This is a genomic window from Caballeronia sp. GAWG1-1, from assembly GCF_023631465.1.
Lineage (GTDB): Bacteria > Pseudomonadota > Gammaproteobacteria > Burkholderiales > Burkholderiaceae > Caballeronia.
The window spans coordinates 55034-80550 of sequence record NZ_JALQDB010000001.1 but is presented as its reverse complement, the minus strand read 5'-3'; the positions used below and the strand labels follow the sequence as shown (position 1 = coordinate 80550).

The following is a 25517-nucleotide window of genomic DNA, read 5'->3' as shown; positions in this document are numbered from 1 at the left end:
CGGGGCGCCGTCGGGGAGCGGCGCGGGGGGCGGGGGCGCCTCTAAGTGTTCCACGAGGGGACGGCCCGGGCGGGCGCCGCCGGGGGGGGGGGGGGGGGGGCCCCCCCCCCCCCCCCCCCAGCGCGGCAACAACGAAGCGTGGATGTTGATGGCTCCGCGCGGCGGAATGTCGAGCACTTCCTGCGGCAGGATGAGCCCGTAGGCGGCGACCACCATCACGTCGTGCGGCGTGGCGCGAAGCAACTCGATGGCATCGGCGGCTTCTTGCGGATATTTCCCCGCGCGCCCGAGCGACGTGGGCTGCGCGACCGTAAGCCCGTGTTCGACGGCAAAACGCTTGACGGGGCTGGCGGTCAGCTTCATGCCGCGGCCAGCAGGCCGGTCGGGCTGGGTCAGAACCAGCGGCACGGAAAATCCGGCCGCGTATATAGCCGCGAGCGCGGCGGCGGCAAATTCCGGCGTACCGGCGAAAACGACACGCAGCGATTGAGTCATCGATTGTTACTACCCTTGAGACAACATAAAGCGCTTTACAGCGCCTTTTCGAGCTTCTTCATCTTGCCGCGAACGCGCGTCTGCTTGAGCGTCGAGAGATATTCGACGAACACGTGACCCGCCAGATGATCCATTTCATGCTGGATGCACACGGCAAGCAGGCCATCGCAGTCCAGTTCGTAGCTTTCGCCTTTCTCGTTGAGCGCCTTCACGCGCACCTTGTCCGGCCGTTCGACGAAGTCGTAGATGCCCGGCACCGAGAGGCAGCCTTCTTCCCACTCTTTCTTGACCTCGCTCGCCCAGACGATCTCCGGGTTGATGAAGACGAGCAGTTCGTCGTGTGCATCCGAGACGTCGATGACGATTACCCGCTCATGGACGTCCACCTGAGTCGCGGCGAGGCCGACGCCGGGTGCCGCGTACATGGTTTCGGCCATGTCGGCGACGAGCTTGCGAATGCGGTCGTCCACGACGGCGACGGGCTTCGCCACCTTGTGCAGCCGCTTGTCCGGGTAGTTCAGTATCTTGAGCAGAGCCATGATTCGGATTATCTACGCGCGCCGCGACGCGTGTGAAGTCGGCCATTCGGCCAGGTTGCGGGTGGGTGGCGGCATGCCGAAGATATGCGGGTGAATCCGCTGGATTCAACGCCGCCGGCAAGCGGCCAACCGGCGTCGCTCGGCCTGAACACACGGGCGGGCGACACTTCTTAATTACGTTCCGGGACCAAAAATCTTAACATGACGACCGCCTTACCGCCGACCGAGCCTCAACCGGAAGCGCTCACCACGGACCTCGACGAACTTTCCGCCTGGCTGCGGCTCACGCATGCAAAGGGACTGCGTCCCGCCGCCCTGCGCGCGCTCTTGAGCGCGTTTGGCGGACCGAAGCACGTTTTAGCCGAAAGTTTCGCCTCGCTCGCCGAAGTCACCAACACCGATGCCGCGACCGCCGCGCTCGCGCCGCCCGCCGAAGTCGAAGGCGTGCCATTCGGCAACTATATTGAACGCGTGCTGGAATGGGCCGCCGAACCCGGCAATCACATTCTCACTTTCGCCGATACCGCGTATCCGCAAGCGCTCCTCACCATGCCCGATCCGCCCGCGCTCTTGTACGCGAAAGGGCGAACCGACTTGCTGCAAGCGCGCGCGGTGGCGATCGTCGGCAGCCGGAACGCCACGCCGCAAGGACTCGAAGACGCGCGCCGGTTTGCGCGCGCGCTCTCGGACGCCGGGCTTGCCGTCGCGTCGGGGCTCGCGCTCGGCATCGATGGCGCGGCGCATCGGGGTGCGCTGGACGGCGCCACAGGCACGATCGCCGTCATCGGGACGGGCGCGGATCTGGTGTATCCGTCGCTGCATCATCAGCTCGCGCACGAAATCGCCCGCGATGGCGTGATCGTGTCCGAATGGCCGCTCGGCACGCCCGCGCGCTCCGCCAACTTTCCGCAGCGCAACCGGCTCATCGCGGGCCTGGTGCAGGGCGTTTTGATCGTCGAGGCGGCAATGCGCTCCGGCTCGCTCATCACCGCGCGGCTTGCCAACGAAATGGGCCGCGATGTTTTCGCCATGCCCGGTTCGATCCACGCGCCGCTGTCGCAGGGTTGTCATCGCATCATCAAGCAGGGCGCGAAGCTCGTGGAGACGCCGGAAGACGTGCTGGAGGAATTCGGCTTTCCCGCCACACCTCGCAAAAAGCGCGGCAAGGCACCGGCTCCGGCAAACGCCTCGTGGGCTTCGGCGCGTCTGCCCGGCAAACCCGAGACCGACGAAGCCGCCCGCGTGCTCGCCGCGCTCGGCCATGCACCCGCGACGCTTGAAAATCTCGCTGCCCGCACCGATCTCGACGGAGCCGCGCTGCAAAGCGCCCTGCTGCAACTCGAATTATCGGGCTTGATCGCGGCCTTGCCGGGCGGACGCGTGACAGCGCTCGAACGCTCGTGAAGTGGCGTCGTGCTACATTCGCGAAAAATGAGTACGACGCCAAACCCCAGACGAAAGGACGCCAGAAACGCCATGTCCGCGCTGAATCTCGATACCGATGCCGATGAGATCGCCGAGCGCATCGCCGTGCCCGGCACCTTGTTCGTCGCCTGTCTGTGCGCCGAATGGTGCGGAACCTGCCGCGAATACCGCGAAGGTTTCGACAAACTGGCGGCGGCGCACCCGGAAATCTGCTTCGCGTGGATCGATATCGAAAATCACGCGGACCGTTTCGATGACCTCGATGTCGAGAATTTCCCGACCATTCTCATCGAGGACTCGGTGACGACCCGCTTCTTCGGCACCGTGTTGCCGCAGGCTTCCATCGTCGAACGCATGCTGGTCGATCTGACCGCGCTGCCGAACATGGCGGGCGCGCCGAAACTGCGTCCGGCGCTTGCCACGGCGTAGAAAAGTGCGTGCGCGCGGCGTCGCGAAACGAAGCTCGCGGAACTAAACGGCGAGCGTCGCAATTCGTGCTTCGGCGCGCATCGAACAAAGCCTGTGCTATAAAGCGGCGTTAATGCAGTCCAAATCGGACCGCTGCCAAATACCTACTATATTGAGTCATGTCCAAAGCCCTGATCATCGCTGAGAAGCCTTCCGTCGCGAACGACATCGCGCGTGCGCTGGGCGGCTTCACGAAACATGACGAGTATTACGAGAGCGACGACTACGTGCTCTCGTCCGCGGTCGGCCATTTGCTCGAAATCGCGGCCCCGGAGGAATACGACGTCAAGCGCGGGAAGTGGAGCTTCGCCAATCTGCCGGTCATACCGCCGCATTTCGACCTGAATCCCATCGCGAAAAGCGAATCACGACTGAAGGTTCTGACAAAGCTGCTCAAGCGCAAGGATGTCGACCGGCTCATCAACGCCTGCGACGCGGGGCGTGAAGGCGAACTGATCTTCCGTCTGATTGCGCAGCACGCGAAGGCGAAGCAGCCGGTCCAGCGCCTGTGGCTGCAGTCGATGACGCCCGCCGCCATCCGCGACGGATTTGCGCATCTGCGTAGCGACGCCGACATGCAACCGCTCGCCGATGCCGCCCGTTGCCGCTCGGAAGCGGACTGGCTCGTTGGCATCAACGGCACGCGCGCGATGACCGCGTTCAACAGCAAGGGCGGCGGTTTCTTCCTGACCACCGTGGGCCGTGTTCAGACGCCAACGTTGTCTATCGTCGTGGAACGCGAGGAAAAGATTCGCCGCTTCGTGCCGCGCGACTACTGGGAAGTGCGCGCCGAATTCGTCGCGGCGAAAGGCATTTACGAAGGCCGCTGGTTCGACCCGAAGTTCAAGCGCGTCGAGAACGATCCCGAACAGCGCGACTCGCGTCTGTGGAGTCTCGCTGCGGCCGAATCCGTGGTGGCGGCTTGTCGCGACAAGACCGGCACCGTGACGGAAGAATCGAAGCCGTCCACGCAAATGTCGCCGCTGCTCTTCGACCTGACGAGTCTTCAGCGCGAAGCCAACAGCCGCTTCGGCTTTTCGGCGAAGAACACGCTCGGCCTCGCGCAAGCGCTGTATGAAAAGCACAAAGTCCTGACCTATCCGCGTACCGATGCACGCGCGCTGCCGGAAGACTATCTCGGCACGGTCAAGGACACGCTGACCATGCTCAAGGACAGCAACAACTATCTGCCGTTCGCGAAGCAAGTGCTCGACAAGGGCTGGGTGAAGCCGAACAAGCGCATCTTCGACAACTCGAAGATCAGCGATCACTTTGCCATCATCCCCACGCTTCTGGCGCCCAAGGCGTTGTCCGAGCCCGAGCAGAAGCTGTATGACCTCGTGGTCAAGCGCTTCCTCGCCGTGTTCTTCCCGGCGGCGGAATATCTGGTGACTACGCGGATCACCGAAGTCTCGGGGCATCACTTCAAGACCGAGGGCAAGGTGCTCGTCGAGCCGGGCTGGCTGCAGGTCTACGGTCGCGAAGCGGCGGGCGAGGAAGGCAATCTCGTGCCGGTGCAGAAAAACGAACAGGTCGATGTCGACAAGGTCGCCGCTCACGGTCTCGTCACCAAGCCGCCCGCGCGCTACAACGAAGCGTCGTTGCTCTCGGCCATGGAAGGCGCGGGCAAGCTCGTCGAAGACGAAGAGTTGCGCGAAGCGATGGCAGCGAAAGGGCTCGGCACGCCGGCCACGCGCGCGGCGATCATCGAAGGTCTGTTGGGCGAGAAGTACATGGTGCGCGAAGGCCGCGAACTGATTCCGACTGCCAAGGCATTCCAGTTGATGACGCTCCTGCGCGGTCTGGGCGTGGAGGAACTGACGGCGCCGGAACTGACCGGCGAGTGGGAGCACAAGCTGTCGCAAATGGAGCGCGGCAATTTGCATCGCGATGCGTTCATGCAGGAAATCGCACGCATGACGCAGACCATCGTCAAGCGCGCGAAGGAATACGACTCCGACACGATCCCAGGCGACTACGCCACGCTCGAAACGCCGTGTCCACACTGCGAGTCGCAGGTGAAGGAGAACTATCGCCGCTTCGCGTGTACCAAGTGTGAATTTTCCATCTCGAAGATTCCGGGCGGACGTCAGTTCGAGATTCCTGAAGTCGAGGAGTTGTTGCGCGAGAAAACCATCGGACCGCTGTCGGGTTTCCGCAGCAAGATGGGCCGTCCGTTCTCGGCCATCCTGAAGCTCGCTTTCGACGACGAGATCAAGAACTTCAAGCTCGAGTTCGATTTCGGTCAGGACAACGGCGGCGAAGACGGAGAACCGCCCGACTTTTCCGAGCAGACGCCGGTCGGCGCGTGCCCGAAGTGCCAGTCGCGCGTGTACGAGCACGGCATGAGCTACGTCTGCGAGAACTACGTCGCGAATCCGAAGACCTGCGACTTCCGCTCGGGCAAGGTCATCCTGCAGCAGGAAATCGCGCGTGAGCAAATGGAGAAGCTGCTGAACGAAGGACGCACCGACTTGCTGACCAACTTCAAGTCGTCGCGCACGGGCCGCAACTTCAAGGCGTTTCTCGTCAAGCAGCCGGACGGCAAGATCGGCTTCGAATTCGAGAAGAAGGAAGCCAAGCCCGGCGCGAAGACGGCAGCGAAGCGCGGCGCGGCAACGGAAGCACCAGCCGATAACGGCGACGAAGGCGATAGCGATGTCGCCGTAGCCGCCAAGACGACGCGCGCCAAGCCCGCGACCAAGACGGCCGTGGCGAAGAAAGCGCCTGCGAAGAAAGCCGCGGTGAAAAAGACCGCTGCGCGCAAGACGAGCTAGCTTTAGCTCGCGTCGAAAAGAAAAAGCCCCGCGAAGCGATTCGCGGGGCTTTTTGTCATTGGCGGCGCAGCCGTGTTCAGTATGGCGACGCCGCCGGCAAGCGGCCACGCGGACGCGTCGGCTTGGCCAGCTTCGGGCCGAGTTCACTCTGATTCGAACGCGAACGCGACGCCACTTCCTCTTCGGCGCGCCCGTAGTGCGGCGGCGGCGCAGTCGATACCGCGGGCCGGCCCATGCCATCGCGAATCCACTGTTCACCGAGCTGATGATTCGGCGTCTGGCTGAAATACTCGACGAGGTGATCGATGAACGTGCGCACCTTCGCCGGCAGATGCCGACGGCTCGGATAAGCCACGTTGATCTCCACTTGCGGCAACTGGAAGTCGCCGAGCAGGCGTACGAGCTGGCCGCGCGTTGTATCGTTGCCGATCAGATAGCTCGGCAAAATCGCGATGCCCATGCCGAGCAGCGCAAACTGGCGCAGCATTTCCGTGTTGTTCGCGATGATCACGTTGGTCGGCCGCACCCTCACTTCGCCGTCCGGGCCGGTGAACACGCGTTCATCGCCCCAATACTCGGCGGGAAGGCTCAGACACGGATGCTCGAGCAGATGTTCGGGGCGCGTTGGCGTGCCGTGCGATTCGAGGTAAGCGGGCGTGGCGCAGACAGTCATGCAGCCGGTGGTCAGACGCCGCGTAACGACGCTCGCGCTTTTCACTTGCCGCGCGATCACGATGCCCACATCGAAACCTTCCTCGACCAGATCGACCTGACGATCCACGAGCGTTACGTCGGGTACGACTTTGGGATAGCGCTGTGCATATGTCTGTAACACGGGCGCGAGATTATGCAGACCGAACACCACCGGGGCGACAATTCTCAACGAACCCATTGGCTCGTGATTCCGCGCAACCACCATTTGCTCGACATCTTCCAGTTCATCGAGAATCTGCCGCGCACGCTCCAGATAAACCTGCCCGGACTCCGTGAGCGAAAGGCTGCGCGTCGTGCGGTTCAGCAAACGCGTGCCGAGGCGACCTTCGAGGTCGGCGACATGGCGCGTTGCCACCGCATTGGAGATATCCATCGCGTTCGCCGCGCGGGCGAAGCTGCCGAGATCGGCCACGCGAATGAATACTCTCATCGACTGCAAATGATCCATGGGACAACTCCTGCCGCGAGGCGGCTTTCAATTTCTGCTGAAAAGCTATTCAGAATTATCCTAGGACTAGCGATTTCGTGCAGAAGTTGCGAGGGCGCGGAGTTTTTTCGGAAATTTCCGATGAAAATCATGGCTTACGCGAACGAAAGATCACCGATTGTTGTCGGCCGCACAACACTCGAACGCACGCGCCACAAGCCGAGATTTTTGGTCAAGCTGGCCGCGCCAATTTTGGCGGGTTAGCGGAAGAAAATGCGAACCGGCATCGGCAGATTCGCATTTAGGGATTGATGCGCTCCGTGAGCGTAATCACGGAGCGCTTGCAACGACGGAAATCAGGCTGCCAGACGCCGTTCGATATCCGCCTTGGCCTCCGGAAGCGCATCCGGCAAGCCTTGATGGAGCTTCGCGAAGAGCTCGTCGTGTAGGGCGAGTTCGTCGCGCCAGGCGGTATCGTTGACGGAAATGACCTGCTCGAATTGCTCGCGCGTGAAGTTCATGCCGCCCCAGTCGATGTCCTCGTAACGCGGCGAGATGCCGAACGCGTGTTCCTCGCCCGCCGCCGTGCCTTCGATGCGCCCGACCATCCAGTTCAGCACGCGCATGTTTTCACCGAAGCCGGGCCACGCGAACTTGCCGTCCGCGCCCTTTCTGAACCAGTTCACACAGAAGAACTTCGGCGACTTCGCGTTCATGCCTTCAAGGCGCTCGCCCATCTTGAGCCAGTGATCGAAGTAGTCGCTCATGTTGTAGCCGCAAAACGGCAGCATCGCGAACGGATCGCGGCGCACGACGCCTTGCTGGCCGGCAGCGGCCGCCGTGGTTTCGGAGCCCATGGTGGCGGCCATGTAGACGCCCTCTTTCCAGTCGCGTGCCTCGGTCACGAGCGGCACGGTGTTCGAACGCCGGCCGCCGAAGATGAAGGCATCGATTGCGACGCCTGCTGGATTCTCCCAGTCCGCGTCGATCGACGGACATTGCGATGCCGACACCGTGAAGCGCGCGTTCGGATGCGCGGCTTTAGCGCCGGTTTCCTTCGCGAGTTCCGGCGTCCAGTCGCGGCCTTGCCAGTCGGTGAGATGCGCGGGCGGCTTATCGGTCATGCCTTCCCACCACACGTCGCCGTCATCGGTGAGTGCGACATTGGTGAAGATCACGTTTTCCTTGAGCGTCGCCATTGCGTTGAAGTTGGTCTTCTCGCTCGTGCCCGGCGCGACGCCGAAATAGCCGGCTTCCGGATTGATCGCGTAGAGACGGCCATCGCGGCCGGGCTTGATCCAGGCGATGTCGTCGCCGATGGTCGTCACCTTCCAACCGTTCATGTCTTGCGGCGGAATCAGCATCGCGAAATTGGTCTTGCCGCACGCCGAAGGAAACGCCGCCGCGACGTGGTACTTGCGTCCGGCAGGCGACGTGACGCCGAGGATCAGCATGTGTTCGGCGAGCCAGCCTTCGTCGCGGCCCATCGTCGATGCGATACGCAACGCGAAGCACTTCTTGCCGAGCAGCGCGTTGCCGCCGTATCCCGAGCCGAAGCTCCAGATCTCGCGCGATTCCGGAAAGTGCACGATGTACTTCGTGTCGTTGCACGGCCAGGGCACGTCTTTGCGGCCATCCGAAAGCGGCGCGCCGACCGAATGCACGCACGGCACGAACTCGCCGTCGTCGCCGAGCACGTCGTACACTTCGCGGCCCATGCGCGTCATGATCCGCATGTTCGTGACCACATACGGGCTGTCCGACAACTCCACGCCGATGTGCGCGATCGGCGAACCGAGCGGACCCATCGAGAACGGCACGACGTACATCGTGCGGCCGAGCATCGAGCCATCGAAGAGGCCATCGAGCGTCACGCGCATTTCTTGCGGGTCGATCCAGTTGTTCGTGGGACCAGCGTCTTCGGGGCGTTGCGAGCAGATGAACGTGCGGTCTTCGACGCGCGCCACATCCGTGGGATCGGAACAGGCTAGAAAAGAGTTTGGGCGTTTGGCGGGGTTGAGCTTCTTCATCGTGCCGGCGGCGACCATCTGTTCGCAAAGGCGGTCGTATTCCGCTTGCGACCCATCGCACCATTCGATGCGATCCGGCTTCGTGAGGGCCGCGACCTGCTGCACCCAATCGATCAATCTTCGATGTCGTACATAGGCCGGTGCTTCAAGATCTGCGGCGGTTTTGTTGTCTTCGACTACTGCGGGCTGGTTCATCGAGCTTCTCCGTTCTCTGCAATGAAAACCGGTGGCCCAACGACGCTGCATGCGAGAGGCTTTTTGCGACTGAACCGCCGGGCGCTTCATGCGCGTTGGCGCATGAAGAACGGTTCGTGAGCCGTTTGCGCGTCGTGGGCGTGTGTCCCTCAGGCGCTCAAGCGAGCGACTTTGCGCCTTGCGCCTTAAAGGAACAAACTGTTAAAAAGAGATACTAAGTGGCCTGTCTCCTCCTGCCTAACCGCGTTTTCCGCAGTGTGCGCTGTGATTCTTTATTTTTAGCGCATTCGTTCGCGGTCGTTCAAAAATTGGGAGTCAAGCATAACACCGCGTCACACGCCTACCGTGATGCAGCGCGTACATGGATGAAGCGCATATTTATCGGTAGTTACCCGAAGTTAGTGCGTGATTCATTGTCTCGCGAGTTCAATCGAGCAGCACGTTTGATGCCCAACAAAAGCTAATCAATGCACATGAAAATCGCCATTCTCGACGACTACCAGGACGCCGTTCGGAAGCTCGATTGCTTCCATTTGCTCGATGACCATGAGGTGAAGGTCTTCAATAACACGGTGCGCGGGCTCGGACAGTTGGCTAGCAGACTGTCGGAAACAGATGCCCTCGTGCTCATTCGCGAACGCACGCGCATCAGCTCCCAGCTTCTCGACAAGTGCCCGAAGCTGCGCATGATCAGCCAGACCGGGCGCGCGGGCGGCGGACATATCGACATCGACGCTTGTACCGAACGCGGTATCGCCGTGCTCGAAGGCACGGGTTCGCCGGTCGCGCCGGCCGAGCTTACTTGGGCGCTCATCATGGCGGCACAGCGGCGCATTCCTCAATACGTCGCGAATCTCAAGCAGGGCGCGTGGCAGCAATCTGGATTGAAAACGTCTGCACTGCCGCCGAACTTCGGCTTGGGACAAGTGCTGCGCGGACAGACGCTCGGCATCTGGGGATACGGCAAGATCGGCCAGTTGGTCGCGGGCTACGGCAAGGCGTTCGGCATGAATGTGCTGGTGTTCGGCCGCGAGCATTCGTTGCAGGCAGCACGCGACGATGGCTTCGCCGTCGCCGAAAGCCGCGAAGCGCTCTTCGAACAGAGCGACGTGCTCACCGTCCATCTACGTATGAGCGATGAAACGCGCGGCATCGTTCGAACGGAAGACCTCATGCGCATGAAGCCGACCGCGCTCTTCGTCAACACGAGCCGCGCCGAACTGCTCGAAGAGAACGCGTTGCTCAATTCGCTGCATCACAACCGGCCGGGCATGGTCGCCACCGATGTCTATGAGAGCGAGCCGATTCTGCAAGGCTACGGACTCTTGCGCATGGAGAACGTGATCTGCACGCCGCACATCGGCTACGTAGAGCGCGAGAGTTATGAGCTCTACTTCGGCGCGGCGTTCAGGAACATTCTGGCCTTCGACGCCGGCGACAAGTCGAGCGTGTCGAATCCGGAAGCGTTGCAGCACGCGCGGCGGCGTTGAGCGCAAGAGCGAGCGGCCGCGCGGCTTTCGCTAAAGCGTCGATACCTCGATCGAAGGCTCGCATCGCACCGGGAAATTCACCGAGTTCGCGATGAAGCAACAGCGATGCGCGTCTTCATGCAGACGCGCGGCTAACTCGGCGTCGTTCCCCGCGCCGATGGTCACGCGCGGATGCAGCGTCACGTCGATGAAACGGCCGCTGCCGTCCTTGTCTTCCTGCATCGTGCCGATGGCTTCATCGACATATCCGGTCACGACGATCTTGTTGGTCGCGCACAAATGCAAGTACCAGAGCATGTGACACGACGACACCGACGCCACGAACAACTCCTCCGGATTGTGGCGCGCGGGATTGCCGCGAAAGGCGGGATCGCTCGACGCTTCTATCGCGGCCTTGTTCGCCACGCGCACGAGATGGTCGCGCGAATAAGCGTCGTAGGCGGACGTGCCCGAACCGAGATCGCCCGTCCACGCGACGCTGAGCGTATAGGTGTGCTTCTTCGCCACGTTCTGCTCCTTGGCTCTAGTCAAGATGTGAAGCCGCCTCCAGAAGACGCGGCAGATGCGCGAGGAAATCGTCGGCATCGGCGCGGCCCAGATCGTACGCGTGTTGCATCTGCGCGGGGCTCGTATAGTCCCAGCTCGAAATTGGCACCTTGCGCGACGGCTGAACGTAGATGCGTCGCTGCTCGCCGTGCGGCACCACGAACATGCGCTCGCGCGGATACAGCCGCGTGACCATGACGAGCACCGTTCCCGGCGATGCATCGAGCGCGGAGACGGGCACGTTATCGACCATGCCGCCATCGAGCACGGGACGACCGTTGCGCCGCAGAATCGGCGTGAAAGGCGGCGTGCTCGACGACTGCAGGATGAGGTCGGCGAGGTCCTCCAGCGTCGCGCACTCTTGCGCGGTGACGAACTCCGGATGAAAACCGAGCGCGGTGCCGAGCGTCGGATGCAGCGTCTTGCGCACGTACTTTTCGATGTTATACGCGATGATGCCCGCCGCCACCGCGCTGCGCGCCCCGAGCCAGCGCGGCAGATGCGACACGCCGATGCGAATTTCCGGCGCCGTTTGCAGCGCGCCGAAGCGTTCCGCGAAAATATCGAGCAGCGCCTGACGGTAGATGCGGTAATGCGGGAACACGGACTGACCGCGCAGCAGGTTGCCCCAATAGGCGTTCTTCGTGTTGCCGCTCAGGGCTTTTGCGTAGTACTTCATCACCCATTGCGCGTTGTTCGTGTAGAGCATGCAGGCGGTGGCCGCGCCCGCCGAGATGCCCGCGATGATGCGCGGCTTGAGATCGAGTTGCGGCTGGATGACGTCCCAGAAACCTGCCTGCCACCAGCAGCGATTGCCGCCGCCTGCGAATGCGACTTGATCGAACATGTTTGCTGCTTAAGCCTTTTGCTGATGCGTCGGGTTGATGAATGCGTAGGTCGTGGTCGCGTGAGCGGCGAGTTCGCCGTCGTCGCCGCGAAGCTCGATTTCGCCGAAGACGAGATTGCGGCCGCGTCGCTGGATTTTCGCGGTGACGAGGACATCGCCGGACTTGACCGGGCGCAAGAAGGTCGTGTTGAGCGAGACGGTGGTCATGGGAACGAAGCCGCCCATTGCGTGGGAGATGGCGACGACCATCGCGGTATCGGCGGCGGCCATGAAGACCTGACCGCAGATGACTCCGCCCGCGTGCCGCAGATGATCGGCGTGCGGCAGACGCAGCGTGATCGAATTTTCCGTGGAAGATTGCGGCGCGAGATGCAGTTCGTGGACCCACGGCGCGAGGATCGTGTCCAGCAGATTGCGAATGGCGGAGTCGTCCATGGCTGTGAGTCTTTGTGTTGTGTGCGTGATGATACCGGGCGGGACGTTTTTGATTCGCCGGCTAGCCGTTGGTGCGATGCGAAAATTTTCGGGCGAAGGACTTGCGCTTTTCGAAATAACCCCGCTATAATTTCATTTCTGTGTTGGGGGCGTTAGCTCAGTTGGTAGAGCAGCGGACTCTTAATCCGTAGGTCGAGTGTTCGAGTCACTCACGCCCCACCAAAGAATTAATGCAAAAAGCCCGGTCCTCGTGACCGGGCTTTTTGCATTCTGAGCCTTGCGACTCTCTCACTCGCATCCGCAGCGGACGGTCGGTCATGTCTGCCGCTTCCGCGCCATCGCGCCAAAGATTAAGAATTTTCGCGCTAGCCCTCGCTTTCAAATCGCTGAACAATCCTTGCCTCTTTCGCTCTCGATGCAACAAGGGCGCTGGTCGATCCGTTACCGTTCACACGAGTCCGCGAACGCAACTGTCGAAACATCGTGACGCGAAAACCCGCGCTGTTCGTCACCGCATCGAATCCGTCCGGCACGCTGTCTCGCAAGGTTCCAATGGTCTTCACAAAACAACACTTAGTAGTCGCCCTCGCTTCCATTACCGTCCTCCTGAGCGGATGTGCGACGGAAGCATCCAAATCACTGCCCGTTCAGGCGGTCAGCATCGCTCAGACGCCCTATGCGGGCAAGCCGGTAGCCGTCGCCGTTGGCAAATTCGACAACCGTTCGAGCTATATGCGCGGCCTTTTCTCCGATGGCGTCGACCGCGTCGGCAGCCAGGCCAAGACCATTCTCGTCACGACGCTGCAACAGAGTCGGCGCTTCTCCGTCCTCGATCGCGAGAACTTGAACGAGACCAAGCAGGAAGCCGCCATCGCAAACAAGCAGCAAGCGCTTAAAGCGGCCAACTACGTCATTACCGGCGACGTCACCGAATTCGGGCGCAAGGAAGTCGGCGATCGCGAGTTGTTCGGCATTCTCGGCAGCGGCAAGAGCCAGGTAGCCTACGCCAAGGTGAGCCTGAATATCGTCGATGCATCGACCTCCGAAGTCGTCGTGTCGAGCCAGGGCGCCGGCGAGTACAGCCTGTCCAACCGGGAAATCATCGGCTTCGGCGGCACTGCGAGTTATGACTCCACGCTCAACGGCAAGGTGCTCGACCTGGCAATTCAAGAAGCGGTGAACCACCTGTCCGAACAAGTCGACGCGGGCGCGCTACGAGCCTCCAAGTAAGCATCACTCATCAACACTCAGAAGCATGAATCACAAGAAACTTTTCTCGACCGGCATTCTCTTGCCGGTCGCGGCAGCGTGCGCGCTGCTGACCGGTTGTGCCACGCAATCCACGCCGCCGCTTTACCAGTGGGACGCGTATCAACCGCAGGTGTATGCCTTCTTCACGGGCGACAAATCCGTCCCCGAGCAGATCGACGCGCTCGAAAAAGCTCGCCAGCAAATCCTTGCGAAGAATAACGCGCTGCCGCCCGGCTTCCGTGCCCACATCGGCGCACTGTATGCAAGCGTCGGCCGTTCGGACGAAGCCAGAAAGGAACTCGAAGCCGAAAAGAACGCGTTCCCCGAGTCGTCCGCCTACATGAACCTTTTGTTGAGCAAACTTCATTAAACGCCGGCCATGATCAAGTTCCTCTCTCATAAACTCTTCGCGGCCCTGTCGGTTTTGTGCCTGTTGAGCGCGTGCGCTTCCACTCCGCAACAGATCGACTACACCGCATTTCGCAACAGCAAGCCGCGCACGATTCTCGTGTTGCCGCCGGTCAACGAGACGTCGGATATCAAGGCGACATACGGCATGCTCGCCCAAATGACGATGCCGCTCGCAGAAGCGGGCTACTACGTCGTGCCGGTCGCTGAAATGGACGAGACGTTCAAGCACAACGGCCTGACTACGCCTACGGACATCCAGAATGTCGCGCCGGCCAAGCTGCGCGAGATTTTCGGCGCGGATGCGGCGTTATACACGACGGTCACGAACTACGGCACCAAGTTCGTGGTCTTCGACAGCAGGACCGTCGTCACCGCAAACGCGAAGCTCGTCGATCTGCGCTCAGGCGACGAACTCTGGAAAGGCTCCGCGAGCGCGAATGGCAAGGAAGTGGGCGTGAACGTGGGCGTAGGTTACGGGCTCATCAGCGCGATTGCGCAGAGTGTCGTGACGCAGGTCGCGCATACCTTAACCGACAAGTCCTTCGACGTGGCAGGCCTCACGAGCCAACGTCTTCTGGCATCGGGCGGCAAGACAACCGTACTCTACGGACCGCACTCGCCCAAATACGGCACGGACTGATCGCATGCTCGCCTGAGCCCCACAGCCCAGGCGAGCTAAATCACCACCGCGCCTCTTTCCGCCAGCAACTCCCGCAGCACCGAACGGTGGCACCGCGACTCGTCCTCGCAATAACATCCGACCGACAAATTCGTCGAACGCGATAACGCCGCAAGCAAGTCCAGCGACCGGCTCGCCTCGGAAACCGCCATCTCCGCCTTGAATTTCCTCACGAACGCGCGCCATTGTTTGTCGTCTTCGGCCGCGAGCGCTTCGGCGACCAGTTCTGCCGACGGCGCCAGATTCGGATACCACACATCGTAAAAGTCGCGGCTCGCGAACTCGGCTTTCGGCACGCCGCGCGGCGGACGCCGAACCGTGCCGATACGCAGCCCTTCGTCCACCGCGCGCGGCGTGCCGAGCCGCACGATTCGAATCGCCATGATCGTTTTCCTTCGAAAGTCACCGGCGAAGGATAACCGCCCCGAAGCAACGCGCGATACACGCTGACAACGCTTTGAAAGCTCCCGCGACCGTGGCGAGCGGAATGCGCCGGGTTCCCGTATCGTTTCGGATTATTCCTCTTCCGCTTACATCCGGAACCGCCGACGTGCCCTCCGAAGAACATCCCCAAAACGCGCCCCGCAACCCCGACGCACCCATGTCCTCGCTCGAGCGCCGCGGCATGCTCGCGATCCTGCTGTCCGTCGCGCTCGCCACGCTCGATACCGCCATCGCCAACACGGCGTTGCCGGCCATCGCGGCCGATCTGCATACGACACCCGCCGCGTCGGTCTGGATCATCAACGCATATCAGCTGGCAATGGTCGCCACGCTGCTGCCGCTTGCCGCGCTCGGCGGCATCCTCGGACACCGGCGCGTGTATCTCGGCGGGCTCGTCGTGTTTCTCGTCGCGTCCGCGGTCTGCGCGTTCTCGTGGTCGCTGCCGACGCTCGTCGCCGCGCGCCTGCTGCAAGGGCTCGGCGCGAGCGCGATCATGAGCGTCAACGCGGCGCTCATCAGCGCGATTTTTCCGCCGCATCGGCTTGGGCGCGGCGTGGGACTCAACGCGCTCGTCGTGGGGATCGCGTTCGCGGTCGGGCCGACGGTCGCATCGATCGTGCTCTCGCTAGGCACGTGGCCGTGGCTTTTCGCCGTGAACTTGCCGATCGGCGTCTTCGCGCTCGCCATCGCGGTGCGGTCGTTGCCGCAGACCAAGCGCGCCGAACACGGCTTCGACCGTGTCGCCGCCTTGCTCAACGTGATCACGTTCGCGTCGCTGATCTTCGCGCTCGGCGAAGCGGCCCAGCGCGCGCCCGCGCATACCGTGCTCGCGTCGTTCGGCGTCACGTTGATTGCGGGCGTTCTGCTTCTCCGACGCGAGCGCGGTCATCCCGCGCCGATGCTACCCGTCGATCTCTTCCGCCGCCCGATGTTCGCGCTCTCCACGATGACCGCGATCTGCTCGTTTGCCGCGCAAGGGCTCGCGTTCGTGTCGTTGCCGTTTTTCTTCGAAAGCGTGCTCGGTCGCAGTCAGGTGGAAACCGGCTTTCTGATGACGCCGTGGTCAGCGCTCGTCGCGTTGATGGCGCCGATCGCCGGGCGCTTGTCGGATCGGCACGCGCCGGGTTTGCTGGGCGGCGTCGGGCTCGCGATTCTATGCGTGGGAATGGTGTCGCTCGCGATGCTGCCAGCGCAACCGCATGTGCTCGAAATCTGCATCCGCATGGCGATCTGTGGCGCGGGCTTCGGCTTCTTTCAGTCGCCGAATCTGAAGGCGTTCATGTCGAGCGCGCCGCGCGAACGCGCGGGTGGCGCAAGTGGCACGATCGCGACTTCGCGGCTGATTGGACAGGCCACCGGCGCGGCGCTCGTCGCGTTGTGCTTCAGCATCGCGGGGAAGCATGGTCCGGCGCTCGCGTTGTCGCTTGGAGCGGCGTTCGCGGGCGTGGGAAGTGTGGCGAGCGGATTGCGGCTGGTGACGGCGAGAACGTCGAAGGTGACGTCGTCGGATGGGATATCAGTCGAGCCGCAGAGGAAAGTTTGAGGGTCGAGCACGGCGCCGTTGCACCGCACCTTTGCAGTTGCTTGGAAACCCGCGCGAAGGCCGGGATACGCTGAATCTGCAAAGCTTTCGCGCGCGCGGCTCGCTTCCGTGAATCCGCGGTGCGGCGCTGCGGGGCGCATCGGGCGGGCTCGCTTGGAGGACAACCCTTCACGCTACATTTCCTTAACTAGCTCGTTGGCGACTCACCGGACTCACATCCGCCGCACCTTGACCTTCCGCCCCTTCAACTTCCCCGCTGCCAGCTTGCGCTCGGCATCATCGGCGATACCGCGTTGAACGGCCACGTACGTGACCATGTCCATCACGTTGATCTTGCCGATCTCCTCGCCCTTGAAGCCCGCTTCGCCGGTCAGCGCGCCGAGCACATCGCCGGGACGGATCTTGTCCTTGCGGCCGCCGAGGATTTGGAGCGTCGCCATGGGCGGCTTCAGATGCCCAGGTTCCGCCGATGTCAGCTCCGCCAGCGGATACCATTCCACTTCCTTGCGCTGCGCCACTTCGATCGCGCCGACGCGTCCCATCTCGTCCATGCTCGCAAGCGACAGCGCCCAACCTTCCTCGCCCGCACGCCCCGTGCGCCCGATGCGATGCACGTGCACCTCAGGGTCCGGCGTCACATCGACATTGATGACCGCTTCGAGTTGCGTGATGTCCAGCCCGCGCGCGGCGACATCGGTCGCGACGAGCACCGAGCAACTGCGATTGGCGAATTGCACGAGCACCTGATCGCGTTCGCGCTGTTCGAGTTCGCCATGCAGCGTGAGCGCCTCGAAGCCTTGCGCGCGCAGTACGTCGAGCAAGTCGCGGCATTGCTGCTTCGTGTTGCAGAACGCAAGCGTGCTGACGGGACGATAGTGGTCCAGCAGCAAACCCACTGCATGCAGACGCTCGTGATCCTCGACCTGATAGAAGCGTTGTTTGATCTTCGCGTTGCTGTGCTGTTCGGTGAGCTTGATCTCGCGCGGATTGCGCAGGAACTGCTGACTCAATTTCGCGATGCCCTCGGGATACGTCGCCGAAAACAGCAAGGTCTGACGATCTTTCGGACACAGACGCGCGACTGAAGCGATATCGTCGAAAAAGCCCATGTCGAGCATGCGGTCGGCCTCGTCGAGCACGAGCGTGCGTACGCCATCCAGCGAAAGCGTTTCGCGCTGAAGGTGATCCATGATGCGTCCCGGCGTGCCCACGACGATATGCGCGCCGTGTTCGAGACTTGCGATCTGCGGACGCATGGGCGTGCCGCCGCATAGCGTGAGCACCTTCACGTTGTCTTCTGCGCGAGCCAAGCGGCGGATTTCCTGCGTGACCTGATCGGCGAGTTCGCGCGTCGGGCAAAGCACGAGCGCTTGCACGGCGAACTGACGCGCATCGAGTTTGGCGAGCAGTGGCAACGTGAAGGCGGCGGTCTTGCCGCTGCCCGTTTTCGCCTGCGCGATGAGATCGTGACCGGCGAGTGCGAGCGGCAGGCTCGCGGCCTGGATCGGCGTCATCGATGTGTAGCCGAGCTGCTGCAGATTCGTCTGCATCGCTTCGTTGAGCGGCAGGCTGCTGAATGAGGTATCGGTCGCCATGGTTATTGCGCGCCTCGCGGCGGGGTTTCGGTGACCTGCTCGTAGGTGATGGCGCCATCGGGTGCGTCGTGGCGCGTCACGTAATTGCGCGCGCCGCACATCGGGCAGCGGAACAGCAGTCCCTGACCTTCATTCTTGATGACGACGTCTGAGACGTCCCACGTTGCGTCGCAGGACTGGTTTCGGCAGGTGAACATGTTGGATTTCTCGTTGTTGCGTGATGCACGTAGCCGCGATGGAATGCGGCGAAGTGGTTTTCGGTTCAAACCGAAAGTGTACGCGGGTCTGCGGGTGGCGCGGCGGAACCAGGTCCGTGCGTTTTGGGCGGGGGTATGGCGTTGGCGTTCAATAAAAAAACCGTAAGTGCCAGCGCGTTGAAACCTCGCGCGTGGTACTTACGGTTTCGGAGTGATAGCGTCGCGCTACCTACCCCTCAAACATCAATATTCCCCGCCCGCAACGCATTACTCTCGATAAACGCGCGTCTCGGCTCCACATCGTCGCCCATGAGCGTCGTGAAAATGCCGTCGGCCGCAATCGCGTCCTCGATCTGGACGCGCAGCAAACGCCGCACGGCCGGGTCCATCGTCGTTTCCCAAAGCTGTCCGGGATTCATCTCGCCCAAGCCCTTGTAACGCTGCTTGCTGACGTTGCGTTCCGCATCCGCGATCAGCCACTTCATCGCGCTCTTGAAGTCCAGCACGGCCATCGAGCGCTCGCCGCGCTTGATCAACGCGCCTTGGCCAATCAAGCCCTTGAAGGTATCGGCAGTGGAAACGAGTTGCTTGTAGTCGGCGGTCAATTGAAGATCTTCATCGAACACCGAAACCTTCACGTTGCCATGGTGACGCCGCTTGATATGCAACGAACGCAGCTCGCGAACCTGATCGTATGCCGCCTCGACCGTCACTTCCGGCTTCAACGGGTCCGAACGCAACTTCGTTTCGAGCGCCTTCGCCGATGCCTCCGCCGCTTCCTGCGTCGACAAATCGATGACCGTGCCATCCATCACCGCTTCGAGCGAGGCGGCATCGTAAATACGGCTGATACGATCGATCACCGCCTGGGCCAGCAAATACGCACGCGCGAGTTCGCCCAAGGCATCGCCCGAAATCGGGTCCGCGCCTTCGCTCGGCACCAGTTCAGAACCCTGCAGCGCGAGCTTCAGCATATGCTGGTTGAGCTCGTGCGCGTCCTTCATATACCGCTCGTCCTTGCCCGCCTTGATCTTGTAAAGCGGCGGCTGCGCGATATAGATGTACCCGCGCTCCACGATCTCCGGCATCTGCCGATAGAAGAACGTCAGCAGAAGCGTGCGGATGTGGGCGCCGTCCACGTCCGCGTCGGTCATGATGATGATGCGGTGATAGCGCAGCTTGTCCAGGTTGTAATCATCCTTGCCGATGCCGCAACCCAGCGCCGTCACGAGCGTCACGATCTGCTCGGATGAAATCAGCTTGTCGAAGCGCGCCTTCTCAACGTTCAGCACCTTGCCGCGCAACGGCAGGATTGCCTGGAACTTCCGGTCGCGCCCTTGCTTGGCCGAGCCGCCCGCCGAATCTCCCTCGACGATATAAATTTCCGACTTTGCCGGGTCCTTCTCCTGGCAATCCGCGAGCTTGCCCGGCAAGCCGACGCCGTCGAGCACGCCCTTTCGCCGCGTCATCTCGCGTGCCTTGCGAGCGGCATCGCGCGCACGCGCGGCATCGACGATCTTGCCCGTGATGATCTTCGCGTCGATCGGCGTCTCTTGCAGATAATCTTCCAGCGCCTTCGCGACGATTTCCTCGACCGGCGCGCGCACTTCCGACGACACCAGCTTGTCCTTCGTCTGCGAACTGAACTTCGGCTCAGGCACCTTCACCGACAGCACGCACGACAAGCCTTCGCGCATGTCGTCGCCGCTCGTCTCGACCTTCGCTTTCTTCGCGATGTCGTGGTCGGCGATGTACTTGTTCATCACGCGCGTCATCGCGGCGCGTAAGCCTGTCAGGTGAGTGCCGCCGTCGCGCTGCGGAATATTGTTGGTGAAGCAGAGCACGCTTTCGTTGTAGCTGTCGTTCCACTGCATGGCCACTTCGACGGTGACGTTTTCACGCTCGCCCGTTGCATGGAACACGTTCGGATGCAGCACCTGCTTCTGCTTGTTGATGTATTCGACAAAGCCCTTCACGCCGCCCGCAAAAGCGAAGTCGTCTTCCTTGCCGGTGCGCAAGTCGGTCAGGCGAATGCGCACGCCGTTGTTCAGGAACGAGAGCTCGCGCATGCGCTTGGCGAGAATGTCGTAATGGAATTCGACATTGCCGAAGATGGTCGCGTCCGCCAGAAAGTGCACTTCGGTGCCGCGATTTTCGGTGTCGCCGACTACCGGCATGGGCGAATACTGCACGCCGTTCTCTTCGATAAGCTCGCGGTTCTGCACCACGCCGCGCGCGAACTCCATGAAGTGTTTCTTGCCGTCGCGGCGCACGGTGAGGCGCAGCCATTCGGACAGCGCGTTCACGCACGACACGCCCACGCCGTGCAGGCCACCCGACACCTTGTAGCTGTTTTGGTCGAACTTGCCGCCCGCGTGGAGTTCGGTCATCACGATCTCGGCGGCGCTGCGCTTCGGGTCGTGCTTGTCGTCGCGTTTCAGGCCGGTGGGCACGCCACGGCCGTTGTCCGTCACCGAAATGGAGTTGTCCGCGTGAATGGTCACGTGGATGTCGTCGCAATAGCCGGCCAGCGCTTCGTCGATGGAGTTGTCCAGCACTTCGAAAACGAGGTGATGCAAACCGGTGCCATCCGACGTATCGCCGATATACATTCCCGGGCGCTTGCGCACGGCCTCCAGACCTTCGAGGATCTGAATGGACGATGCGCCGTAGCTGTTGTCGGGTTGCGAATTTGTGTTTTCAGTCATGGAATTTTCCGGTTCTGCGTCGCTGCTTCGGTTACTGCTCGAAACTTTTCAAAACACCTTAAAAACGCCAAAGGGGCGAGCCGCCCCTTGGTGTGTTCGTGGTACCTGAACGCGTCAGATGCGCATTGGCATCACGACATACTTGAATTCCTCGTTTTCCGGAATTGTGATGAGCGCGCTGGAGTTGGCGTCGCCAAGGCTCACTTGCAGCGTGTCGACCTTCAGATTCGCAAGCACGTCGAGCAGATACGTGACGTTGAAACCGATGTCCACGGTATCGCCCTGATACGCGATTTCCAGTTCTTCCTGCGCTTCTTCCTGGTCGGCATTGGTCGACATGATCTTGAGCTGACCCGGCTCGACCAGACACCGCACGCCCTTGAACTTGTCCGACGTGAGAATGGCCGCGCGCTGCAGGGAGCGCTGCAGTTCTTCGCGACCGATTTCGAACGTGTTCTTGTGCGCCTTGGGAATCACGCGCTGGAAGTCGGGGAACTTGCCTTCGACGAGCTTCGACACGAGTTCGACCTGGCCAAAACTGAACTTCACCTGCGTCGCGGCGATGTCGATCTTGAGCGTGTCGTCGATGTCTTCGAGCAGACGCTGCAATTCGAGGATGGTCTTGCGCGGGATGATGACTTCCTGACGCGGGAACGTGCCGCCGTCGATCTTCATGGACGAGAACGCGAGACGGTGGCCGTCCGTTGCGACGGCCATCAACTGGTCGCCATCCACCACGAGCAACATGCCGTTCAGGTAATAGCGAATGTCTTGCTGGGCCATGGCGAAATACACCATGCCGAGCAACTGGCGAAACGTTTTCTGCGGAACCGAAAGGCTCGCGCCGAAGTCTGTAGCCTGGTTGACGGTAGGAAACTCGTCCGCGGCGAGCGTCTGCAGCGCGAAGCGGCTCTTGCCGGAGCGCACGGTCAGGCGCTTGTCGGACAAGTCGAGCGCAACCTCACCCGGCGGCATGGCGCGCAAAATGTCGAGCAACTTGCGCGCGGCGACCGTGGTGGCGATCTGGTCGCTGCCAACGCCGAAATCGGCGCGGGTGGTGATCTGGAGTTCGAGATCCGTCGAGAGGAACGACACATCGGCGCCGTTCTTGGTGATCAGCAGATTGGCGAGGATCGGCAAGGTATGGCGGCGTTCTACGATACCGCTCACGGTTTGCAGCGGCCTTAGAAGATTGTCTCGTTCGGTCTTGACCAGTTGCATAGAGTTCCTTCGTTGATGTGACGGCCTGTCCGCCGGTTTTGCCACCGCTGGTTTTGTCACCAGCGGTTGGTTCGCCGCGCTCGCCGGACAACCTCGTAACACGCGTTGCCGGCCCCCCGCCGGTCACTCGCGAATGCTTGACGCCAGCCGCCCAGGCCACGGACAGCTAAACCTATATTGTGCCTTAAAACGGAACCGCCCCCGAAAATTGGGGGCGTTTTTACCAATAAACAGGTCCGGTGGCGCAATAATCGACGCGTTCGCGCCGGCTCAACCCTTCAGCGTTTGTTCGAGCACGTGAAGTTCGTGATTGAGCTGCGCATCCGTGCCGCGTTCGGCCGCGATCTTGCGCACGGCGTGCAGCACGGTGGTGTGATCGCGACCGCCAAAAAGCTCGCCGATCTCGGGCAGACTCTTCTGCGTCAACTCCTTCGCCAGATACATCGCGATCTGGCGCGGGCGCGCGATATTGGCCGGCCGCTTCTTCGAATACATGTCGGCGACCTTGATGCTGTAGAAATCCGCGACGGTCTTCTGAATGTTCTCCACCGAGATCTGGCGGTTCTGCACCGTCAACAGATCCTTGAGCGCTTCCTTGGTCAGCTCGATGGTGATGTCGCGGCCATGGAACTTCGAATAAGCGAGGATCTTGCGCAGCGCGCCTTCGAGTTCACGCACGTTCGAGCGCAGATGCTTCGCGACGAAGAACGCGACGTCTTCGGAAAGACTCACGCCTTCGGACTGCGCCTTTCTCATCAGAATGGCAACGCGCATTTCCAGCTCGGGCGGCTCGATGGCGACCGTCAAACCGGAATCGAAGCGCGAGATCAGACGGTCGTCGATACCGGAGATTTCCTTCGGATACGTGTCGCTCGTGATGATGACTTGCGCCTTGTTCGCGACCAGCGCCTCGAACGCGTAGAAGAACTCTTCCTGCGTACGCGACTTGCCCGAGAAGAACTGAATATCGTCGATCAACAAAAGATCGAGCGAATGGTAGTAACGCTTGAAGTCGTCGAACGCCTTGCGCTGATACGCCTTCACCACGTCGGAAACGTACTGCTCCGCGTGAATGTAGCGGATGCGCGCGCCCGCCTTGTCCATCAGCAACTGATTGCCGATAGCGTGGATCAGATGCGTCTTGCCCAGGCCCACGCCTCCGTAAAGAAAGAGCGGGTTGTACGAGATGCCGGGATTGTCGGCGACCTGAATGGCCGCCGCGCGCGCGAGCTGATTCGCCTTACCGGTGACGAAATTGTCGAAGGTCAGCACGGGGTTGAGCTTCGAACGTTCGTAAGCGGAATCGGTTTCACCGCCGGCCGATGGGTTGCCGCCCGGACGCCACGTGCGCCGGCCAGCGGCGGCTTCGTTGGCGTCGAGGCTCGGCAAGTCGAGATCGGCTTGTTCGTCCTGCATGGCCTGAGCTTGCTGGGCGGCTTCCGCCGCCAGCGCGTTCACGTGCGCGGCAGCGTTCGCGTGCGCGACGACCGAAGGCGCTTGCGGTGCGGCGGCCGGCGCGGGCGGACGCGGCGCGCCGTCGGCGACACCCGCGCCGGCCGCCGGCCGCGGCGCGGCGTTCGGCGCCTGACCGATGGCGCTGCGCGCGGTCGCTTTCGGGTCGAGTACGAACTGGACGTCGATCGTCGCGCTGAAGTATTCGCGCGCCATATCGGCAATGCGTCCCGAGAACTGGCTCTTCACCCAGTCGAGCTTGAAGCGATTGGGAGCGGCTATGCGCAAGGTGCTCGCGTCGGCATCGAAGTCGACCGGGGCCAGCGGCTTGATCCACGTGACGTACTGCTGCGGCGTGAGTTCACGCTCCAGCAATGCCGAACAGTGTTCCCAGAAATCGTTCATCGAATGCGGTCGTTTTATGGTTGGCTCCGCGCTCCTGACGGCCGTGCTTGCCGGATGCGCTCAAGCGCCTCGGCAAGTCCCGGCACAGCCATGCAGGCATGCTCCGGAGGCTTACGCCGCAAGGGTTTGCGGGCGAACGGCGGGCCGAAGCAGTAGGCGGATATTTGGGAGTAAGGCGAGATTCTAACGCCAAACGGGACCGGCGCGCGAGTTATCCACAGGGTCAAATCAGCGCGTCCGACAAGCTGGAAATGAACATGATGCGAGCATGGCGAGCTTCACTATTACGCTAACCTATTGACGGTCAATAGGAAAACGGTTTAAATAGCGGGTTCCGCGAAAACAGAATTCCTGAACCTCCGGTCGTTGCGCCCGTTGTGCCTCTCGTGCCTGCGGTTATCCACAGTCGGAACACGGTGGCGCCAAAGCCCGCGCGGTCGATCAATACTCAAGTGAGAGCATCATGAAACGTACTTACCAACCTTCCGTGACGCGCCGCAAGCGCACCCATGGCTTCCGCGTTCGCATGAAGACCGCTGGCGGCCGCAAGGTCATCAACGCTCGCCGTGCGAAGGGTCGCAAGCGCCTGGCAATCTAAGGCTTTCCGGTGGCTGGTCGCGCACGTGTGGTACAGGCCGTATCTGTCCTGAAGCCGGGCGCGCATCACGAACCGGCAGGCTGCTTTAGCGCCGCACAGAAGTCTTGAAACAGGACATCGTTCAGTTGCCGGCGCAGGCCGCGTTCCCCAAGGCCGCAAGGCTACTGAAAACGGATGAGTTCTCATCCGTTTTTCGTTTGCGCCCGTGGCGACGTTCGCCGCATTTCGTGCTGTACGGGAAACCGACTGGGCAGGAGGCGCGTCTCGGCCTCGTGATCGGCAAGAAGCAAGCGCCGCGTGCAGTCACGCGCAACTTGATCAAGCGGCACGCGCGTGACGCGTTTCGGTTGCGTCGCGAAGCGTTGAGCGGTTTCGATATCCTCGTGCGCTTGCACGCGAAAATCGACCGCAAGGCCATGCCGAGCGCCAGTTCGCCGCCGCTCGGCGCGCTCGTGCGAGGCGAACTGGAAGCATTGCTGGACCGTGCCGTGCGCGAAGTCGCGCGCCGTGCGGCTGAAACCGTGGCGGCGCCGCCTGGCGTGCCCGCCGTAGACGACACCTCCGGCCCTTCCGGGTCATGAAGCGCAGTCTGCGTCTCGAATCGCCGGTCACGGCGAACGGGGCG

Annotated in this window: 23 protein-coding genes and 1 tRNA gene; 11 read left to right on the top strand and 13 right to left on the bottom strand. The window is 61.9% G+C overall.

Features of this window, described 5'->3' with window-relative positions; all coding sequences use genetic code 11:
* Together NCT03_RS00355 and def are read right to left on the bottom strand one after the other, a co-directional pair.
* A partial coding sequence (locus tag NCT03_RS00355) for a methionyl-tRNA formyltransferase (protein WP_284502937.1) occupies nt 1-495 on the bottom strand: 495 nt, incomplete at its 3' end.
* Between the two features lie 35 nt (nt 496-530).
* Nucleotides 531-1034 carry a peptide deformylase gene (gene def, locus NCT03_RS00350; RefSeq protein WP_250491642.1) on the bottom strand — a complete coding sequence of 168 codons (504 nt, stop codon included), beginning with the start codon at nt 1032-1034 and terminating at the stop codon, nt 531-533.
* Nucleotides 1035-1235: 201 nt separating this feature from the next.
* On the opposite strand from def, the gene dprA reads away from it, so the two are divergent.
* From dprA to NCT03_RS00335, 3 genes are all read left to right on the top strand, one after another.
* The gene (dprA, locus tag NCT03_RS00345; protein ID WP_250491641.1) at nt 1236-2438 is read left to right on the top strand and encodes a DNA-processing protein DprA; all 1203 of its coding nucleotides are present in this window, start codon (nt 1236-1238) and stop codon (nt 2436-2438) included.
* 72 nt (nt 2439-2510) lie between these two features.
* Nucleotides 2511-2888 carry a thioredoxin family protein gene (locus NCT03_RS00340; protein ID WP_250491640.1) on the top strand — a complete coding sequence of 126 codons (378 nt, stop codon included), beginning with the start codon at nt 2511-2513 and terminating at the stop codon, nt 2886-2888.
* A 158-nt stretch (nt 2889-3046) separates the two neighbouring features.
* Complete coding sequence (locus NCT03_RS00335; protein WP_250491639.1) at nt 3047-5704, top strand: DNA topoisomerase III; 2658 nt, start codon at nt 3047-3049, stop codon at nt 5702-5704.
* A 76-nt stretch (nt 5705-5780) separates the two neighbouring features.
* On the opposite strand, the gene NCT03_RS00330 is transcribed toward NCT03_RS00335, so the two are convergent.
* On the bottom strand, nt 5781-6866 hold the full coding sequence (locus NCT03_RS00330) for a transcriptional regulator GvmR (protein WP_244826724.1): 1086 nt from the start codon (nt 6864-6866) through the stop codon (nt 5781-5783).
* Between the two features lie 335 nt (nt 6867-7201).
* Complete coding sequence (locus NCT03_RS00325) at nt 7202-9070, bottom strand: phosphoenolpyruvate carboxykinase (GTP) (RefSeq protein ID WP_250491638.1); 1869 nt, start codon at nt 9068-9070, stop codon at nt 7202-7204.
* Nucleotides 9071-9543: 473 nt separating this feature from the next.
* Between NCT03_RS00325 and NCT03_RS00320 the strand changes: the two genes are divergently transcribed.
* Complete coding sequence (locus tag NCT03_RS00320; RefSeq protein WP_244826722.1) at nt 9544-10560, top strand: D-2-hydroxyacid dehydrogenase family protein; 1017 nt, start codon at nt 9544-9546, stop codon at nt 10558-10560.
* 30 nt (nt 10561-10590) lie between these two features.
* Here the strand turns inward: NCT03_RS00320 and NCT03_RS00315 are convergent, their stop codons facing one another.
* The 3 genes from NCT03_RS00315 to NCT03_RS00305 are packed head-to-tail and all read right to left on the bottom strand — an operon-like array spanning nt 10591 to nt 12388.
* On the bottom strand, nt 10591-11067 hold the full coding sequence (locus tag NCT03_RS00315; protein WP_250491637.1) for an OsmC family protein: 477 nt from the start codon (nt 11065-11067) through the stop codon (nt 10591-10593).
* A 16-nt stretch (nt 11068-11083) separates the two neighbouring features.
* Nucleotides 11084-11953 carry a patatin-like phospholipase family protein gene (locus tag NCT03_RS00310; protein WP_250491636.1) on the bottom strand — a complete coding sequence of 290 codons (870 nt, stop codon included), beginning with the start codon at nt 11951-11953 and terminating at the stop codon, nt 11084-11086.
* 9 nt (nt 11954-11962) lie between these two features.
* Entirely contained in the window at nt 11963-12388 is a 426-nt protein-coding gene (locus NCT03_RS00305) for a PaaI family thioesterase (RefSeq protein WP_250491635.1), read from the bottom strand.
* 146 nt (nt 12389-12534) lie between these two features.
* On the opposite strand from NCT03_RS00305, the gene NCT03_RS00300 reads away from it, so the two are divergent.
* The 4 genes from NCT03_RS00300 to NCT03_RS00285 all read left to right on the top strand — a co-directional run bounded on the left by NCT03_RS00300 (nt 12535) and on the right by NCT03_RS00285 (nt 14690).
* Nucleotides 12535-12610, top strand: a tRNA-Lys gene (locus NCT03_RS00300).
* A gap of 330 nt (nt 12611-12940) precedes the next feature.
* Nucleotides 12941-13618 carry a CsgG/HfaB family protein gene (locus NCT03_RS00295; RefSeq protein WP_250491646.1) on the top strand — a complete coding sequence of 226 codons (678 nt, stop codon included), beginning with the start codon at nt 12941-12943 and terminating at the stop codon, nt 13616-13618.
* 25 nt (nt 13619-13643) lie between these two features.
* A complete protein-coding gene (locus NCT03_RS00290) occupies nt 13644-14009 on the top strand; it encodes a DUF4810 domain-containing protein (RefSeq protein ID WP_250491634.1) in 366 nt (121 codons plus the stop codon).
* Nucleotides 14010-14018: 9 nt separating this feature from the next.
* Entirely contained in the window at nt 14019-14690 is a 672-nt protein-coding gene (locus tag NCT03_RS00285) for a DUF799 domain-containing protein (RefSeq protein ID WP_244826717.1), read from the top strand.
* Nucleotides 14691-14725: 35 nt separating this feature from the next.
* Here the strand turns inward: NCT03_RS00285 and NCT03_RS00280 are convergent, their stop codons facing one another.
* A complete protein-coding gene (locus NCT03_RS00280) occupies nt 14726-15112 on the bottom strand; it encodes a DUF488 domain-containing protein (RefSeq protein WP_250462448.1) in 387 nt (128 codons plus the stop codon).
* Nucleotides 15113-15330: 218 nt separating this feature from the next.
* On the opposite strand from NCT03_RS00280, the gene NCT03_RS00275 reads away from it, so the two are divergent.
* Entirely contained in the window at nt 15331-16716 is a 1386-nt protein-coding gene (locus NCT03_RS00275; RefSeq protein WP_244826715.1) for an MFS transporter, read from the top strand.
* A 212-nt stretch (nt 16717-16928) separates the two neighbouring features.
* Here NCT03_RS00275 and dbpA read toward each other — a convergent pair whose 3' ends face one another.
* The 5 genes from dbpA to dnaA all read right to left on the bottom strand — a co-directional run bounded on the left by dbpA (nt 16929) and on the right by dnaA (nt 24294).
* Nucleotides 16929-18317: an ATP-dependent RNA helicase DbpA gene (dbpA, locus tag NCT03_RS00270; protein WP_250491645.1), complete on the bottom strand. Its 1389-nt coding sequence runs from the start codon at nt 18315-18317 to the stop codon at nt 16929-16931.
* Nucleotides 18314-18508, bottom strand: a complete 195-nt coding sequence (locus NCT03_RS00265; protein ID WP_250491633.1) for a hypothetical protein — start codon at nt 18506-18508, stop codon at nt 18314-18316. Before NCT03_RS00265 ends, dbpA begins: the two co-directional genes overlap by 4 nt.
* Nucleotides 18509-18744: 236 nt before the next feature.
* Complete coding sequence (gene gyrB / locus NCT03_RS00260; RefSeq protein ID WP_244826712.1) at nt 18745-21216, bottom strand: DNA topoisomerase (ATP-hydrolyzing) subunit B; 2472 nt, start codon at nt 21214-21216, stop codon at nt 18745-18747.
* Between the two features lie 114 nt (nt 21217-21330).
* Complete coding sequence (gene dnaN / locus NCT03_RS00255; RefSeq protein ID WP_244826711.1) at nt 21331-22437, bottom strand: DNA polymerase III subunit beta; 1107 nt, start codon at nt 22435-22437, stop codon at nt 21331-21333.
* A gap of 270 nt (nt 22438-22707) precedes the next feature.
* Nucleotides 22708-24294 (bottom strand): chromosomal replication initiator protein DnaA, encoded by a 1587-nt coding sequence (gene dnaA, locus NCT03_RS00250; RefSeq protein ID WP_244826710.1) that lies wholly within the window; start codon nt 24292-24294, stop codon nt 22708-22710.
* A gap of 463 nt (nt 24295-24757) precedes the next feature.
* Between dnaA and rpmH the strand changes: the two genes are divergently transcribed.
* Together rpmH and rnpA are read left to right on the top strand one after the other, a co-directional pair.
* Nucleotides 24758-24892: a 50S ribosomal protein L34 gene (gene rpmH / locus NCT03_RS00245; protein WP_004198824.1), complete on the top strand. Its 135-nt coding sequence runs from the start codon at nt 24758-24760 to the stop codon at nt 24890-24892.
* Between the two features lie 104 nt (nt 24893-24996).
* Nucleotides 24997-25473, top strand: coding sequence for a ribonuclease P protein component (rnpA, locus tag NCT03_RS00240; RefSeq protein ID WP_244826709.1), 477 nt, complete (start codon nt 24997-24999; stop codon nt 25471-25473).
* The last annotated feature ends 44 nt before the right edge of the window (nt 25474-25517 follow it).

Bases quoted from the DNA above. Each gene is read 5' to 3' on its own strand.
- NCT03_RS00320 (WP_244826722.1), top strand. From the start codon at position 9,544: ATGAAAATCGCCATTCTCGACGACTACCAGGACGCCGTTCGGAAGCTC.
- NCT03_RS00280 (WP_250462448.1), bottom strand. From the start codon at position 15,112: ATGGCGATTCGAATCGTGCGGCTCGGCACGCCGCGCGCGGTGGACGAA.
- NCT03_RS00275 (WP_244826715.1), top strand. From the start codon at position 15,331: ATGTCCTCGCTCGAGCGCCGCGGCATGCTCGCGATCCTGCTGTCCGTC.
- NCT03_RS00265 (WP_250491633.1), bottom strand. From the start codon at position 18,508: ATGTTCACCTGCCGAAACCAGTCCTGCGACGCAACGTGGGACGTCTCA.
- NCT03_RS00290 (WP_250491634.1), top strand. From the start codon at position 13,644: ATGAATCACAAGAAACTTTTCTCGACCGGCATTCTCTTGCCGGTCGCG.
- NCT03_RS00310 (WP_250491636.1), bottom strand. From the start codon at position 11,953: ATGTTCGATCAAGTCGCATTCGCAGGCGGCGGCAATCGCTGCTGGTGG.
- NCT03_RS00330 (WP_244826724.1), bottom strand. From the start codon at position 6,866: ATGGATCATTTGCAGTCGATGAGAGTATTCATTCGCGTGGCCGATCTC.
- NCT03_RS00325 (WP_250491638.1), bottom strand. From the start codon at position 9,070: ATGAACCAGCCCGCAGTAGTCGAAGACAACAAAACCGCCGCAGATCTT.
- def (WP_250491642.1), bottom strand. From the start codon at position 1,034: ATGGCTCTGCTCAAGATACTGAACTACCCGGACAAGCGGCTGCACAAG.
- dprA (WP_250491641.1), top strand. From the start codon at position 1,236: ATGACGACCGCCTTACCGCCGACCGAGCCTCAACCGGAAGCGCTCACC.
- NCT03_RS00335 (WP_250491639.1), top strand. From the start codon at position 3,047: ATGTCCAAAGCCCTGATCATCGCTGAGAAGCCTTCCGTCGCGAACGAC.
- NCT03_RS00340 (WP_250491640.1), top strand. From the start codon at position 2,511: ATGTCCGCGCTGAATCTCGATACCGATGCCGATGAGATCGCCGAGCGC.
- rpmH (WP_004198824.1), top strand. From the start codon at position 24,758: ATGAAACGTACTTACCAACCTTCCGTGACGCGCCGCAAGCGCACCCAT.
- NCT03_RS00285 (WP_244826717.1), top strand. From the start codon at position 14,019: ATGATCAAGTTCCTCTCTCATAAACTCTTCGCGGCCCTGTCGGTTTTG.
- dnaN (WP_244826711.1), bottom strand. From the start codon at position 22,437: ATGCAACTGGTCAAGACCGAACGAGACAATCTTCTAAGGCCGCTGCAA.
- gyrB (WP_244826712.1), bottom strand. From the start codon at position 21,216: ATGACTGAAAACACAAATTCGCAACCCGACAACAGCTACGGCGCATCG.
- dnaA (WP_244826710.1), bottom strand. From the start codon at position 24,294: ATGAACGATTTCTGGGAACACTGTTCGGCATTGCTGGAGCGTGAACTC.
- NCT03_RS00305 (WP_250491635.1), bottom strand. From the start codon at position 12,388: ATGGACGACTCCGCCATTCGCAATCTGCTGGACACGATCCTCGCGCCG.
- NCT03_RS00295 (WP_250491646.1), top strand. From the start codon at position 12,941: ATGGTCTTCACAAAACAACACTTAGTAGTCGCCCTCGCTTCCATTACC.